At 60.4% G+C, this 15414-nt stretch carries 14 protein-coding genes; 6 read left to right on the forward strand and 8 right to left on the reverse strand.

The annotated features are described in order from the left end of the window. Positions 1-202 precede the first annotated feature (202 nt). Positions 203-2050 carry a histidine kinase dimerization/phosphoacceptor domain -containing protein gene (locus IB285_RS03710; RefSeq protein ID WP_190786909.1) on the reverse strand — a complete coding sequence of 616 codons (1848 nt, stop codon included), beginning with the start codon at positions 2048-2050 and terminating at the stop codon, positions 203-205. Positions 2051-2635: 585 nt separating this feature from the next. On the opposite strand from IB285_RS03710, the gene ybeY reads away from it, so the two are divergent. From ybeY to IB285_RS03725, 3 genes are all read left to right on the forward strand, one after another. Continuing rightward, on the forward strand, positions 2636-3121 hold the full coding sequence (ybeY, locus tag IB285_RS03715) for an rRNA maturation RNase YbeY (RefSeq protein WP_190786910.1): 486 nt from the start codon (positions 2636-2638) through the stop codon (positions 3119-3121). Between the two features lie 21 nt (positions 3122-3142). Further along, entirely contained in the window at positions 3143-4075 is a 933-nt protein-coding gene (locus tag IB285_RS03720) for a hemolysin family protein (RefSeq protein ID WP_190786911.1), read from the forward strand. A 94-nt stretch (positions 4076-4169) separates the two neighbouring features. Then, positions 4170-5054, forward strand: a complete 885-nt coding sequence (locus IB285_RS03725) for a LysR substrate-binding domain-containing protein (RefSeq protein WP_190786912.1) — start codon at positions 4170-4172, stop codon at positions 5052-5054. Between the two features lie 2 nt (positions 5055-5056). Here IB285_RS03725 and IB285_RS03730 read toward each other — a convergent pair whose 3' ends face one another. The 7 genes from IB285_RS03730 to IB285_RS03760 all read right to left on the reverse strand — a co-directional run bounded on the left by IB285_RS03730 (position 5057) and on the right by IB285_RS03760 (position 9463). Continuing rightward, positions 5057-5977, reverse strand: coding sequence for a lysophospholipid acyltransferase family protein (locus IB285_RS03730; RefSeq protein ID WP_190786913.1), 921 nt, complete (start codon positions 5975-5977; stop codon positions 5057-5059). Next, a complete protein-coding gene (locus IB285_RS03735) occupies positions 5970-6392 on the reverse strand; it encodes a Fur family transcriptional regulator (RefSeq protein ID WP_190786914.1) in 423 nt (140 codons plus the stop codon). Before IB285_RS03735 ends, IB285_RS03730 begins: the two co-directional genes overlap by 8 nt. A gap of 150 nt (positions 6393-6542) precedes the next feature. Further along, a complete protein-coding gene (locus IB285_RS03740) occupies positions 6543-6977 on the reverse strand; it encodes a MucR family transcriptional regulator (protein ID WP_190788978.1) in 435 nt (144 codons plus the stop codon). A gap of 123 nt (positions 6978-7100) precedes the next feature. Further along, positions 7101-7571, reverse strand: a complete 471-nt coding sequence (locus IB285_RS03745; protein ID WP_190786915.1) for a GNAT family N-acetyltransferase — start codon at positions 7569-7571, stop codon at positions 7101-7103. Next, the gene (tsaB, locus tag IB285_RS03750) at positions 7568-8197 is read right to left on the reverse strand and encodes a tRNA (adenosine(37)-N6)-threonylcarbamoyltransferase complex dimerization subunit type 1 TsaB (RefSeq protein ID WP_190786916.1); all 630 of its coding nucleotides are present in this window, start codon (positions 8195-8197) and stop codon (positions 7568-7570) included. Before tsaB ends, IB285_RS03745 begins: the two co-directional genes overlap by 4 nt. Before the next feature lie 49 nt (positions 8198-8246). Beyond that, complete coding sequence (locus IB285_RS03755; protein ID WP_190786917.1) at positions 8247-8855, reverse strand: malonic semialdehyde reductase; 609 nt, start codon at positions 8853-8855, stop codon at positions 8247-8249. Positions 8856-8881: 26 nt separating this feature from the next. After that, positions 8882-9463 carry a NifU family protein gene (locus IB285_RS03760; RefSeq protein WP_190786918.1) on the reverse strand — a complete coding sequence of 194 codons (582 nt, stop codon included), beginning with the start codon at positions 9461-9463 and terminating at the stop codon, positions 8882-8884. 107 nt (positions 9464-9570) lie between these two features. On the opposite strand from IB285_RS03760, the gene IB285_RS03765 reads away from it, so the two are divergent. The 3 genes from IB285_RS03765 (at position 9571) to IB285_RS03775 (ending at position 15312) form a co-directional block, all read left to right on the forward strand. Then, positions 9571-12591, forward strand: coding sequence for a M16 family metallopeptidase (locus tag IB285_RS03765; RefSeq protein WP_190786919.1), 3021 nt, complete (start codon positions 9571-9573; stop codon positions 12589-12591). A 122-nt stretch (positions 12592-12713) separates the two neighbouring features. Beyond that, complete coding sequence (locus IB285_RS03770; protein WP_190786920.1) at positions 12714-14087, forward strand: class II 3-deoxy-7-phosphoheptulonate synthase; 1374 nt, start codon at positions 12714-12716, stop codon at positions 14085-14087. Positions 14088-14175: 88 nt separating this feature from the next. After that, the gene (locus IB285_RS03775) at positions 14176-15312 is read left to right on the forward strand and encodes a GGDEF domain-containing protein (RefSeq protein ID WP_190786921.1); all 1137 of its coding nucleotides are present in this window, start codon (positions 14176-14178) and stop codon (positions 15310-15312) included. Positions 15313-15414 lie beyond the last annotated feature (102 nt).

The raw sequence follows: 15414 nt of genomic DNA on the forward strand, positions 1-15414 counted from the left end.
TAAGTGCTTATATATAGCAATCTGGCGATGTAAAGCGCCGAGCGAGAATGAGCTGGTGTCCGAAAACTGCCTCAACTTAACGCGCGCCCACGACCTTAATGTCTAAGGGAAGCGATAGGGTACACTGCGGGGAGGCTGCAGCTTGATCGACGCTTTTGCAGGCGATCACCTGCGGCTGTGATGCAAATTTCCTATGCAATCGTCATCGCGCCGCGCGCTTTACTGGTGCGGCTCGATCGGAGAATTCCAGCGTCCATTCATTGCCTTTGGGAGAAAGCGACCAGTGTTCCAGCGTCCCTCCTATTTGCAAGGCAAGTTCGTTCACGATGTCCAGACCGCCTCCGGTCTTGAAATCTGCATTCGCGGAAAAAGCTGGCCCCCTGTCCGCTATCGTCAGGACAATCCGGTCGTTTTCCTTGGCGAGAAGCGACAGGTCGAAACTTTCGTCCGTATGCTTGAAAACATTCGACACGAGTTCTGCAACGAGCAGTCCGAGGGGTGATGCAGTCGCCTTGTCGAAATGAATGTCCGCGATTGACACGGTACCAACCCGGTTGTTTGCCTCGTACGTGCTCGCAATCCGGCCGATCAATTCGGGCAGCATGTCCTTCGCGCTGATCGTCGCGCCGACGTCGGATTCCTCGTCGGTGTACAGATTGTTGTAAAGGGCTGCCATCGACAGGATGCGGTTTCTCACGCTCTTCACCGCAGAAGCGCTTTCGCTCGATGCACTCTGCAACTGAAGGTTGAGCAATGAAAGGAGCAATTGCAGATTGTTCTTAACGCGGTGCTGCATGTCGAGGTTCAGCAAGCGCTGGCCGTCGAGCGAGCGTTGCAGAGCAGCGTTCAGAGCGCGTTTTTGACGATCGCTGCGAAAGAAAACCCACACAAGCAGCGCAAGCAATCCCGCTAGAAGCAGGGCGCCAAAGATGAATTGCTGTTGCTGTGCGTTGCGCGACTGCAATGTTGCGGCCTCGCTTTCCAAGAGTTGCAGATTGAGTGTGTTGATCTCTTGGCGATAACGGAACGTGTCGAGCGCGCTGCCCGCTTTCGACGCGATCCCATCCAAGGTCTCATCTAATGCTATTCGAGTGCGGAAGTTTTCTAGCGCATCGCTCAGCCGTCCTTCGCTGATTGCGATATCCGAAGCGAGGCGGCTTGCTTCCAAACGTCTTCTTACGATCGAAGGCGCCGGATCGCTGCCCGAGGAGACCGCGGCTTCGGCCTGATCCAGACTCGAAAGGAGCTGTGTAAGATAGCCTTTCGCTTGATTGATGTTCCTCGCTGACATGGCCGCCGATCCAAGGACGGTGAGCGCATCGACCTGCGGAAGCAGAAGATCCGAATCTCGCGCGACCGACAGACACCTTTGTGCAGCGCTGCGCGCTTCGCCAGTCCGGCCTCTCGCGAGGGCAAGCTGAGCTTCCTCGCAGTGGAGCGTGCCGGTAAGTTCGGCGCTTTCGTCGAGATCGAGAAAGCCCCTTATTTCTTCGAGCAGGGATTCCGCATCATCCAGTCGGCCGACCCTGCGATACGCCTTCGCCAGAGGGAGGAACCCGCCCGCGCGATCGGTCGGCCTTTCGTCGGCCAACAAAACCGGGCGCGCTTCTTCGAGTAACTCGATCGCATCGTCAGGCCGGCCATATTCAAGCAGCAGAGACCCGAAATTCGTCAGAGTGTGATCGTGAGCGACAGCGTCCTGATCGGCCTGCTTGGATAACTCGACAGCATTTCCATAAGCCTCGACCGCAGCAGCCAGTTCGCCCCGCGCCTGTTCCATCGCCCCGATATTGGTCCAGCCTCGCGATGCTGAAACGAAATCGTTTTGCGCCATGGCCATGTCCAAAGCTTGATGTGCGTAGACAAGCGCTTCGTCCATGCGCCCCTGCATGGCGAAACTCACGCCGATAATGTTGAGCGCACGTCTGCGGTTATCGGGCGATAAAGGGGGATTTGCATCGAGATAGGCTAGGGCCTTGGCGCGGCCGGATGCCGGGTCGGCATTGATCGCGTCCCACATTTCATCTTGATCGAAGGTATCGCCAGACATTGATTGTACAGGCGGTGCCTGCGCTTGCCTCGCCTGCGCCGCGGGGGCCGATAGAACACCTGCGAGCGCTCCCAAGGTCAGGAGCGCGATTGCAATCCTTTGCTTGACGGCTGCCATCGAGATACCCCCCTTTGCTGATCAACGAACATCCTGCCCGGCCAGTAGTGGCAGGCGCACTGGCAGCAGTGCATTGTTGTTTTTGGGACCCGGGGCGTGCGCAGCGCTATATCTCCTAACGCCGCGCATCGACGATTCGTTCCTGACGGTCGCTTCGGCACTATCAATGGGGTCCCCTCGAGTTCAGCCTGAGAAGGGATGACCGAAAGAGCCGATCGATGGCTTGCAAGCTTTTCTCAAGAGACGAAGGCATTCGACCGACTGGCTCAGCATGGACCCTTGCAGGCACACCTCGCTTCGCTTTCCTACTGCGCGGTTTTCACGCTATGCGCTGGCGCATGATCCGCTCGATTTCTTCTTTCAGTAATTTCGAATGCACCTTGGCGAACACAGGCAGCTTTTTCGTCCCAGGACCGTGTAACACGCGGTCCATGTCTCGCCCAAGTCACTGGAAAAGCGGAGGTTCGCTTGCAGCTTGATATGGACGTCGAAGGCTGGCCGGAGGGCGGCTGGGAGGCTTTGGCCGGTCAGGCGGCAAAGGCCGCTGCATCGCTTGAAAGCGTGCTCGGCAAGCCGCGGCTTGTGGTGAGCGTGCTGTTCACGTCCGACGAGGAGGTGCACGCGCTCAACCGCGAATGGCGCGACCGGGATAAGCCGACCAATGTGTTGAGCTTTCCGATGCTGGATAGGGGTGAACTGGCCCGGCTGGGCACCGATGGTCCGCCGGTCATGCTTGGCGACATCGCCCTCGCGCATGAGACCTGCGCGCGCGAAGCCGACGAGAAGGGCGTATCGCTGAATGACCACGCGGCGCACCTGATCGTTCACGGCCTGCTCCATCTTGCCGGTCACGATCACGTCCATTCCGATGAAGAGGCCGAGGCGATGGAGGATCTCGAAACGCAGATACTTGCAAAAATGGGCATCCCGGACCCATATGGGGATCGCAATTGAACGGAGTGCGTTGAGAGGGCCATGCCCGATTCCCAATCCCCCGCCGGAGACGCGGAGAGTAGCAGCGGGCTGTGGCTCGCTCTCAAGAAGATCGTTGGTGCCGGTGAAAGCGAGCGCAGCCTTCGCGCGCAGCTTGAAGAGGCTATCGACGAGCACGAAGACGAAAACGACGGTGAGACTTCGGACGAAACGGGCGCTGGCAATGGCGACCTGTCACCGGTCGAGCGCCAGATGCTGCGCAACCTCCTGCACTTCAGCGAGCATGATGCAGACGATGTTGCAGTGCCGCGCGGCGAGATCGTCGGCGTCGATGCGTCGATCAGCTGGGAAGAGCTGGTGGAGGCTTTCAGCGAAAACGGTCACTCGCGCCTGCCGGTCTACCGCGACAAGCTCGATGATGTGGTCGGGATGATCCACATCAAGGACGTGTTTCCGTACCTCGCGAACGGCAAGAAGCCGCCGCGCGACTGGACTGTGCTGATGCGTCAGCCGCTCTACGTACCGCAATCGCGCGGCGCGCTGGACGTGCTGGCAGACATGCGGGCGCGGCGCGTGCACCTCGCCATCGTCCTCGACGAGTTCTCCGGCACAGACGGCATCATAACGATCGAAGACCTGGTCGAGGAAATCGTCGGCGAGATAGAGGACGAGCACGACGAGACCCCTGAAGCGCTGATCGTGCCAATCGGTGAGGGGATGTGGGATTGCGACGCCCGTGCAGAGCTGGACGACGTCGCCGAAACGGTTGACCCGCGCCTGTCCGAGGTTGAGGAATCGGTCGATACGCTGGGCGGCCTCGCTTTCGTCCTTGCCGAGCAGGTTCCGCCGGTGGGGGCTGTCGTGGAACATCCGAGCGGTTGGCGGATTGAAGTGACAGCCGCGGATGAAACGCACGTCAAGCGCCTGCGTCTCCACGCTCCAACCCCCGCCGAAGATGCGAACGAATTGCAATAAACGCACGCACTCGAATTAATTTTCGATTTTCCTTCGGTTTTTTGCATCCAGATGCCTGTCGGCGCGTATCTCCTGTAAATTAGGAGAATTCTGAATGCCGTCACGCCGTTTGCCCCCACTTCGCGCACTGGAAGCGTTCATGCGCACGGTCCGTCTTGGATCGGCGCGTGCGGCTGCCGAAGAGATTGGATTGAGCCCTTCGGCGCTGTCGCGGCGCATCACCAATCTGGAAGAATTCGTCGGCAAGAAGCTGTTCACGCGCGCGCGGCAATCGATGCAGCTTACCGATGAAGGGCAGGCGTTCTACGAAGCGGTTAATCCCCATCTTGAATCGCTCGCCCGCGCGGTCGAAAGCCAATCGGACAACATTTCGCTGCTGCGGCTGCGGTTGGGCGTGCTTCCGCTGTTCGGGAGCCAGCGTCTGTTCCCGCGGCTAGGCGAGCTGCGCAAACGCCATCCGCTGCTGCACATCGATATCGACACCGGCCCGCATCTGGAAGACCGAGTAGGCGACACGCTCGATGCAGCGATCATCCTCTCTCGCGGTCCGGCGTCGGGGCTCCACGCGGTACGGCTCGACCACAACCTCGTCCATGCGATTTGCAGCAAGGAAATCGCCCGCGCGGTTGGCGACGAAGTTAGCGCCGAAAGCCTCGCCAAGCAAACCTTCCTGATCCACAACGAATTGCCGGAAAGTTTCGAGGCGTGGAAGAAGGCTCACGGGATCAGCGACCTCGAACCGGCAGCGATCGATCACTACGATTCCGGCCAGCTGATGCTCGAAGCCGCGGCGCAGGGGCTGGGTATCGCGATCATGCACGACGACCATATGCGAAGAGCCGCGGACAACCGTCTTACCGACCTTTCATCGAATGCGGTCGAGAGCCCGTACAGCTACTGGTTCGTTTGCAAGCCCACGGCATTGGAAGCGCGGCCAGTGCGGCTATTTCACGATTGGTTGGTGCGCGCTGGGCTCTAGCCTCACAAATCGCTGTCGCTGCGGACCTTCGCCGCGCTGCTGGCGGAATATCGGATCGGCGGCACATCATGCTCAAAGGTGCGAAGCGGTTTGCCCAGCGCCTCGCATAATGCGTCTTCGATCCGCCGCCGCGATTCCGCACCGATCTGTTTGCGACCGCGATATTCCTCGGGGCTGAACGGCTCAAGGAAGTGGATGTGCACCGGAAAGGTGCCTCTGCGCGCAAGCACCCGCTTGGCGTTGTTGAGGCCGGTTTCTTCGCCCACCCAGCCGATCCACTCTGCGACGTCGCCGTAATCCAGGAACACCGGCTGCACCATCACTCCCGGTGGCGGAGGTTCCAGAACCGATAGCATGCTGGTTTTGAACGGAAGCAGAGAATGCCCATCTGTCGTGGTCCCTTCCGGAAACACCGTTACCGACCAGTTGTCCGACAGCGCTTCTTTAAGCGCGTTGATCTGCTCGGCGACGCCGAGACGGTTTTCCCGCTTCACGAATACAGTGCGATTGAGCGAGGCGAGCCAACCGACCAGCGGAGCGCTTGCGAGCTCCGCCTTCGCGACGAAAGCGGTCCCGCTCGCTCCGGCAAGGGCGAGGATATCGAGCCACGAGACGTGGTTCGCGATGTAGAAGACGTCGCGTTTGAGATGGGTGCCGTGGGTCTTTACCCTCGCGCCCGATATTCGTGCGGCGCAGCGCAGGAACAGCATCGGGAAGGGCGAGCCGTAGGCGAATATGCGATAGAGGTAATGCAGCGGGACGAGGATCAGCAGAAGTAATGCAAGGCAAAGCGACCTTGCTATTATCCGCAGCCATCCGCCCATCGATATCGGCGTCGTCTCGCCGCGAGCCGCACCGACTCTGAGATCCCAAACTTTGTTACTGGCAGCGTCAACCCCGTGTTCGGCCGGGTTGTCATCCATCCCGTGAAAGCCTGACGCCGTAAAGCTCCATCCGGTGATCGACCAGACGGTAGCCAAGCCGTTCGGCGATCTGACGCTGGAGAGATTCGACCTCCGGATCGACAAATTCGACGACCTTGCCGGTCTCGACATCGATCAGATGGTCGTGATGCGCCTCGGGCACGGGCTCATAGCGGGAGCGCCCGTCTCCGAAATCATGCCGGTCGAGAATGCCCGCCTCTTCGAACAGGCGTACGGTGCGGTAAACGGTCGCGATCGATATCTTGGAATCGATGGCAGAGGCGCGTTCATGCAGCAGCTCGACATCGGGATGATCGTCGCTCTCCGACAGCACCTTTGCAATCACTCGGCGCTGTTCGGTGATCCGGAGGCCTTTTTCGGCACACAATTGTTCAAGATCGATTCTTTGGTTCAAGCAAAGCTCCGTCGCCGCTGAGGCTGCATTGTATATGGTTTTTCCGCAGCCCGAAAGGAAAGCACCCCGCCTCTTAGACGAGACAGGGTGCCTTGCTCAAGTTGGCGCGGCGCCTCACCCCCAGCCGGGTGGCGAAGCGCCCGGCGCCTGTTACTTCTTCTTGCGACCGCGTCCGCTGCCCGGTTTCCGGCCGAGGCCGATTTTCTTGGCAAGGTCGCGGCGGGTTTCGGCATAGTTGGGAGCTACGAGCGGATAATCCGCAGACAGTTCCCAGCGCGCCTTGTACTCATCTGGCGTCATGCCGTGCTCTGTCGACAAATGACGCTTGAGCATTTTCATCTTCTTGCCGCAGTCGAGACAGACGATGTGATCCTTCTTGACCGAAGACCTGATCGTCACTGCGGGCTCTGGCCGCGGTTCGTCTGCCTTGCTGTCTTCCCCCAAGCCCGACAGCGCTGAATACACGTTGGTGATCAGCGAAGGCACTTCATCTACGGCAACGCCGTTATTGCTGACATGCGCGGCCACGATGTCGCTGGTCAACGTGATCAGCGTTTCTTTTATATCTATTTCCAAGTCTTCCATGAGTTCCTCTATGTTATTTTTGCTCGAGATATTATTTCCCGATTTCTTGGCCATGGCTTACAAGGAGGCGCAATGCAAGGGTAACAATTGATCAAGCGAAGGCTTGATACAATATCACATGGACTAAATGGAGCAGCCGAAAGTAATTGCGTCGACACGACTGCCGTTGGCTAGCCGGTAATAGTTGGGGCGTTCGCCAATCGGTTCGAAGCCTGCATTCCTGTAGAGTTGCACCGCTGGATTGCCGCGCCGCATCTCAAGGAAGATACGCGCCGTACCGCGCGCCTTCGCAGCGGCGAAGAGGTGATCGATCAAAAGCTTGCCGAGGCCGCGTTTGCGGTATTCGGGCACTACCGCGATCAGCAGCAATTCCTCTTCTCCCGCCGCGTGGCGCGTCAGCACGAAGCCTGCGGGTTCGCATTGCTGCGGAGCGTCGATAATTCGGCCCTTGCTGTCCACAACCAGGGCGTGCGTGCTGGGCATGGCCAGTGCATCGGAAATCTGCCGCCGGTTCCATGCTTCACCGAACGCCGGATCGAACGCCGCTTCCATCACGGCCATGATCTGGTCGACGATGGCGGGGGTCTCGCTCATTGCGCCAGGCTTTCTGCCTGAGGGACCGCGTCAGGGCCGCGGCCATAAATGGGGGTGAGCGAAGTGCGCAGTATGTCGCTTGGCAAGGCGTGGGCAAACCGTGCCCGCGGAAGCAAGGTCTTTAAGCAGGCAGGATCGCGGCCCAGCAGTTCGCCGAATTCCTCTGCCCGATTGCCGGCAATGTACGACCGAGCGCCGCGCGTGAGGGCCTTTTGCGGCGAAAGCGAAATGGTCGGTTCCAGTGGTTTGGAGCCGGGTGCAAAATCTGCGACGAACCATTCGCCATGACCGCCATTCATGCAGACCGTTACCGGCTCTTCCAGCTCACTCTGAGCAATGGCTGCGACTAGCGCGAGAGTCGGATAGCCGAGAACCTCGGCGTCCCACGCAAAGCCGAGAGCCCGCGCGGTCGCGACCCCGATGCGCACGCCGGTAAAGCTGCCCGGGCCGAGCGATACAAGGATCCGGTCGCATCTTCCTTTGTCCGGAAGCGCTGCAATCATGGGAACCAACCGTTCGGCGTGACCGCGCCCGAGGACCTTGTGATCCTCCGCGACCAGATCGTCGCCGTCGAACAGGGCGACCGAGCAAGCTTCCGTGGCGGTTTCGATGGCGAGCGTGCGCATAGGGCGGCACTGCCTCACACAGAGCCGCCCTGCAAGTCTGCGATTGGGATCAGACTATCGAATTGAACTTGTTGAATTCGGGACGCGGGCTGCGATCGAAAATCGTCTCGGGATCGCCATAACCGATCGAGCAGATGAAATTGACCCGGTGGCGCGGCTCGTCGCCGAAGAACGCCTCGTTGACTTTGTCTTCATCGAAGCCGGACATCGGCCCGCAATCGAGGCCGACCGCACGCGCAGCGAGGATCAGATAAGCGCCCTGTAGCGACGAGTTGCGGAATGCGCCTTCCTTGCGTCCGTCTTCATCCCCTTCGAACCAGCTTTTCGCGTCGGCGTGCGGGAACAGCCACGGAAGCTCTTCGTGAAAATCTATGTCATAGCCGATCACGGCGGTCACAGGCGCCGCCTTGATCTTGTCCTGATTGCCTTCGGATGCACACTCGACAAGCTTGGCTTTCTGCTCTTCGGATTTCACCCAGACGATCCGCACAGGCTGCATGTTGGCGGATGTCGGCGCCATCTTGAGCAGGTCCCAGATCATGTGGAGCTGATCCTGGGACACGTCTTTGTCGAGCCAGCCGTTATATGTGCGCGCATCGTTGAAAAGCTGCCCGAGCGCGGCATCGGACAGGACGTGGTCGTGATATTGTTTTGTCATGAAAGTCCCTGAAAAAGGTGAGAGATTTAAGCTGCTCTCACCTCAACGACCTCGGGCACATAATGTTTCAGCAGGCTTTCGATGCCGTGTTTCAGCGTCGCTGTGCTCGACGGGCAGCCCGAACATGCGCCTTGCAACGTCAAGTAGACTACGCCGTCTGAAAATCCGCGATAGGCAATGTCCCCGCCGTCGCCGGCAACCGCTGGGCGGACGCGGGTTTCGAGGAGCTCGTGGATCGCCGCGATTGTCTCAGCGTCCTCTTCCTTGTCCTCGACAGCCATTTCGGCATCTTCGGCGGGGACATTGATGCCGTCCGCGCTTCCGCCTGCGAAAAGCGGGGCCTCGGAAACGAAATGGTCGAGCAGGATCGATACGACCTGCGGCTTGAGCGACGACCACTGCGTACCCGGCGCGGCGGTGACGGTCACGAAGTCCCAGCCGAAAAACACATTCACGACTTCGCCGGTGTCGAAAATCGCCTGCGCAAGCGGGCTCACCTCAGCCGCTTCGGGAGAGGCGAATTCGCGGGTGCCGCTGGGCATGACCGTCTGGCCAGGGAGGAATTTGAGGCTCGACGGATTGGGCGTCGTTTCTGTCTCGATAAACATAAGCGCAAGATAGGATGCACGCGCGCGAGCGGCAAGCAAGCTTTGCTAGGGCACCTGCGAGCACACATTCACTATCCCTTCAGACCTTGCCGCTCTATACAGAGTGTATGAAGCTTCTTTTCCGGGTCGCAGCCACCCTTTCCCTCGCCTCCGCGCCGTTTGCGCTTTTCTCTCCCGTCGCAGCCCAGGAGGCTGCTGCCGAGCCTGCCGCCAGCGCGTCGCAGATACCGCAGCCACAATTCCTGCAGAGCGGCGACGAAGTGCCGTGGCTTTACGAAGACAGCGATGTGCCGGTCGATGAGCAATGGCTTTTCGGCGAGATGGACAACGGCCTGCGCTATGCGGTGCGGCGCAACGGCGTCCCGCCGCAGCAGGTCTCGATCAGGGTGCGCGTCGATGCAGGATCGCTGCACGAGCGCGAGTGGGAACAGGGCTATGCTCACCTGCTGGAACACCTGCTTTTCCGTGAGAGCAAATATCTTGGGCAGGCAGAGGCGATCGCAGCTTGGCAGCGGCTGGGCGCGACGTTCGGCAGCGATGCCAACGCCGAGACGAGCCCGACCCACACTGCTTACAAGCTCGACATTCCGAACATCGATCGCGCCAAGCTGGCGGAGAGTTTCAAGCTGCTTTCGGGCATGATCCGGGAGCCTGTGCTGAGCGAAGAGAACGTGGCGGCCGAGCGGCCGATCGTGCTCGCAGAAAAGCGCGAACGGGGCGGCGCGTCGCAGCGCGTGGCTGACCTCACCCGCCGGACATTCTTTGCCGGGCAGCGCCTTGCCAGCCGTAATCCGATCGGGACTATCGAGACTCTGCAAGGCGCGAACGCGCCGCAGATCCAGGATTTCTATGACCGTTGGTATCGCCCCGAAAACACTGTGATCGTCGTCGCTGGCGACGCCGATCCGCTGATCCTCGCTGGACTGGTCGAACAATGGTTTGGCGATTGGGAAGGGACCGGAGAGGCTGCGGAAGCGCCCGATTTCGGTGATCCCGTTCCGCCAGAGGACACGGCCACGGCATCGGCCACCGGCCTTCCGATTGGCGAGCTTGCAGTCGGCGTGGAACCCGATCTCCCACGCAGCCTGACCTATGCGATCATGCGGCCGTGGCGCAAAGTGCAGGATACGATCGTCTATAATGAAGGCCTGCTTCTGGATGCAGTGGCACAGGCACTCATCAATCGCCGGCTGGAGCAGCGTGCAAGGGCAGGTGGTTCTTACCTTTATGCGCAGGTCCAGCAGGACGACGTCTCGCGCTCGACCGACGCCACTTTCGTGACCTTCGCGCCGCTCACCCAGGATTGGGAGGCTGCGCTCGCCGATGTGAGGAGCGTGATCCAGGATGCGATCACCAACCCGCCGACGCAGGAAGAGATCGACCGCGAAGCTGCCGAATTCGAAGTCGTTTTCGTCAATCAGGTCGAACAGGCGAGCGTCGAGGCGGGAAGCCGTCTTGCCGACAATGTCGTCAACGCGGTCGATATTCGCGAAACCGTCGCATCGTCGCAGACTGTGCTCGATGTGTTTCGCGGGATGAAAGACCGGCTGAATCCAGCCGAGGTGCTGGAGCGGACACAGAAGCTGTTCGAAGGCGACGTTGTGCGCTCGGTCTATGTCACTCCCGCGATAGGTGAGGCCACTTCGGACGAGCTCCAACTGGCTCTGGCAAAGGAAGTCGAAGTTGATGGTTCGGCGCGCCTCGCCGCTCAGACAATTTCCTTCGACGAGCTGCCGCCTATCGGGGAGCCGGGCACGATCGTTAGCGAAAGACCGCTTGGCGTACTCGAAGTGGAACAGGTCGATTTCGACAACGGCGTGCGCGCATTGCTGTGGTCCAACAATGCCGAACCGGGCCGCGTGACTGTTCGCGTGCGCTTCGGCGCAGGCTACCGTGCGTTCGATGAAGAAACAGCCGTCTATGCGCCGCTGGGCGAAATGGCGCTCGTGGGTTCTGGTCTGGGCGAACTCGGCCAGAACGAGATCGACCGGCTTGCCACAGGGCGCAAGCTCGGCTTCGATTTCGCGGTCGAAGATGCGGTGTTCACTTTCACCGCGCAGACGCGCTCCAGCGACGTCGCCGACCAGCTCTATCTTTTCGCCGCGAAACTCGGAATGCCGCGTTGGGATGCCGATCCCGTTATCCGCGCCAAGGCTGCGGGTGAGCTTGCCTACAACACCTTCTCGACCAGCCCAGGCGGCATCTTGAACCGTGACTTGGAATACCTCGTCACCGACAAGGACCCGCGCTTTGCGACCCCGTCACCGGCTGCGCTGGAGGCCGTCACTCCCGAAGGTTTTCGTGAAGCCTGGGAGCCGCTCCTGAAACAAGGCCCGGTCGAGGTTCTTGTGTTCGGCGAATTCGACCGCGACGAGATCGTTGAAAAGCTGCGCCTGACCTTCGGCGCTTTGCCGGATCGCGAACCCATTCCCGACGAGATTGCAGCTCGCGTGCCCGATTTCCCTGAGGCGAGCAGCGAACCCACTGTGCTGGAACACCGCGGAGATGCCAATCAGGCCGCTGCCGTCATCACGTGGCGGAGCGGCGGCGGGATGGCGAACATCCGGGAATCGCGCCAGCTCGAGATTCTAACTCAGCTGTTCAACAACCGCTTGCTCGAGGCGCTGCGGGAACGCGCCGGCGCAAGCTATTCGCCGCAAGTGTTCTCCAAATGGCCGACCGATTTGCCTGCGGGCGGGACGATCACCGCGCTTGCGCAGCTTGAGCCCGATTTCGTGCCGATCTTCTTCGACGAAGCCGATCGCATTGCGCAAGACCTTGCTGCAAATCCGCCAACCGCGGATGAGCTTGCGCGCGTTACCGAACCGCTCGGTCAGCTGATCCGGCGTGCCTCGACCGGGAATCAGTTCTGGTTGTTCAATCTTGAAGGGGCGAGCACCGATCCTCAGCGCGTGGACAAGCTGCGCACGCTGCTGTCCGATTTCTCGCAGACCACGCCCGAAATCATGCAGTTCCTCGCCGAGCGGTACTTCGGGCAGCGGCAACCGCTGAAGCTGGCGATCATTCCCGAAGGGCAGGAGCTTGTCGAAGCACCTGAAAACGCAGGCGAGGTTGCGCAGGGTGCTGCGCGTCCGGAGCGCAGGGAGCCGGAGATTGTCGGGCGCTGATATCGCTCTGGCCGATTAAACTCTTCGCGAAATAATGTTATCGCGAATGCCATTCACGCTTTACAGATAGTATGCGCGCAATATAGCGGCGCGCTCTCAATTCAGATTAGAAGACTACGAATATGGCCGAAAACTGGAAACCGGAAAGCTGGAAATCCTTCGAAGCGCGTCACTTGCCGCAATACGAGGATGCCCGTGAGCTTGCCCAGGCCGAAGAAACGCTGTCTTCATATCCACCACTCGTCTTCGCGGGCGAGGCGCGCGCGCTCAAATCCGATCTGGCGGACGTCGCCAATGGCAAGGCGTTCCTGCTTCAAGGCGGCGATTGCGCGGAAAGCTTCGCCGAGTTCCACCCGAACAATATCCGCGATACCTTCCGTGTGCTGTTGCAGATGGCGGTCGTCCTGACCTTCGCGAGCAAGCTCCCGGTGGTGAAAGTCGGCCGGATGGCAGGCCAGTTTGCCAAGCCGCGCTCCGCGCCGACCGAGACCAAGGGCGACGTTACGCTCCCAAGCTACCTCGGGGACAATATCAACGGGATCGAATTCGATGCCGAGCAGCGCCGCAACGATCCGAACCGTATGGTCCGGGCCTACAGTCAGGCCGCGGCGACCCTCAACCTGCTGCGCGCGTTTGCAGGGGGCGGTTATGCGAACCTGCAGCAGGTGCATCAGTGGACGCTCGATTTCATGGGCCGGACACCGTGGACCGACAAGTTCGCGCAGATGGCGGACCGCATCGGCGAAGCGCTCGAATTCATGGAAGCGTGCGGTGTCGATCCGGCAACCGTTCCGCAGCTTCAGGGAACCAGCTTCTACACTAGTCACGAAGGTCTGCTGCTCCCCTATGAAGAGGCGCTGACGCGGCAGGATTCGCTGACCGGCGACTGGTACGCGACCAGCGCACACATGCTGTGGATCGGCGATCGCACGCGCTTCCCCGGGAGCGCGCATGTCGAATTTGCACGCGGTATCGGCAACCCGCTTGGCATGAAATGCGGCCCGTCGCTTGAACCCGATGCCCTGCTTGAATTGCTGGACGTGCTCAACCCTTCGCGCGAGCCGGGCCGGATCACCCTCATCAGTCGCTACGGCCATGACAAGGTCGAGGACGGGCTCCCGAAACTCGTCCGCGCAGTGAAACGCGAAGGGCACCCGGTGGTATGGAGCTGCGACCCGATGCACGGCAACGTCATCAAATCGGACAGCGGATACAAAACACGCCCATTCGATCGCATACTCAACGAAGTGAAGGGCTTCTTCGCGGTGCACCGCGCCGAAGGGACGCATCCGGGCGGCATTCATATCGAGATGACCGGGCAGGATGTCACCGAATGTGTTGGCGGTGCCGTCGCTATCACCGACGACGCGCTGGGTGATCGCTATCACACCCACTGCGATCCGCGTTTGAATGCGGAGCAGTCGCTGGAACTTGCTTTCCTGATCGCCGAGACGCTCAATTCGGAGATCAGCCAACAGCAGGCCGACGCGGCCTGATCCTCAGCACGATGCGCCGCTGGTACGCAGTATTACCAAGCGGTTCGGGGCACCAGGTTAAGCAGGCTGTGCCTAGAGCACCGCCAAGATGCATGACCGCCTGCCACCGCCAAACGCAATCGCGCCGAACCTCGACCGGGTTCTTTTCGAAACCGATGGCAGCATGCTCGGCAGGGTTATCGGCAGCGACGCTTTGTTCATTGCCTGCGCGGTGCTGCTTTTCATTGCCGTCATTGCACTCGTTGCGACCAGGATGGCCCGGCAGGAGGCGCGCTTTAGCGCGCAACTGGCCGGATTGCGCGGGCAGCGCATGGATCAATTGATCAGGACCGTGAGCCTGGCAGAAGACATCGCCGGGCTCGGCATCTGGCAATACGATCCCGCCACCGGCTCGCAGCAATGGTCTAACGGACTGCGCCGCATCTTCGATGTTCCGGAAGACGAGCCGTTTCTGGAAGGTGATGCGGAAACGCTCCTACTGGCCAATGACATAGACTTGGTCGGTGCGATCAAAGAGCGGCTTGCCGAGGTTGGTCCTTACGATCTCAGGTTCGACATGATGGGCCTTGATGGGCGCGCACGGTCCCTCGCGGTCGAGGCATGCAACCTCCGCGATGACGAAGGCAAGACCACGCGGGTTATCGGGGTTGTCCGCGATGTTACCGATCAGATCGCGCGCGTTCGGCAGCTGGAATTTTCCCGCGCCGTGGCCCAGCGCGAGGCGCGCCGGGCGCAAGAGCTGGCCCAGACCGACCCCTTGACCGGTCTTGCCAATCGCAGGAGCCTCATGGGGCAGCTCGACGAGATGATCCTGAAGGCACGCCGCATATCCAAACCGCTGGTGCTGATTGTATTCGATATCGATCACTTCAAAACGGTCAACGACACTTACGGCCACCTCGCAGGAGACAAGGTTTTGCAAACGATCGCGCGCATAGCGAAAGATCAGGCGCGCGAGGCTGACATCATGGCGCGGGTCGGCGGAGAAGAATTCGTCTGGGTCGTGCCGGGCGCAGATGAAAGCTCGGCGCGGGTCATGTCCGAGAGGCTGCGGCACGCCATCGCCAATGACAGTGCGACCGAAACCGTCCCGTCAGTGACGATCAGTGCAGGTCTTGCAGAGCTCACGCAAGGCGACACGTCACTTTCGCTTTTCGCGCGTGCAGACAGTGCCTTGTACGCGGCCAAGGGCGCTGGCCGCAATCAAGTGCGCATGGCAGCATGAGGGAATTCGGCGGCGCGTCGCACAATTAAGTCACTGACGCGCCTTCCATTTGTCATGTCGATAGGCCATGAGAGCCCTCGCGGTCGGCAGCGCACTCGCCGG

Source organism: Erythrobacter rubeus (genome assembly GCF_014705715.1).
GTDB classification, from domain to species: domain Bacteria; phylum Pseudomonadota; class Alphaproteobacteria; order Sphingomonadales; family Sphingomonadaceae; genus Erythrobacter; species Erythrobacter rubeus.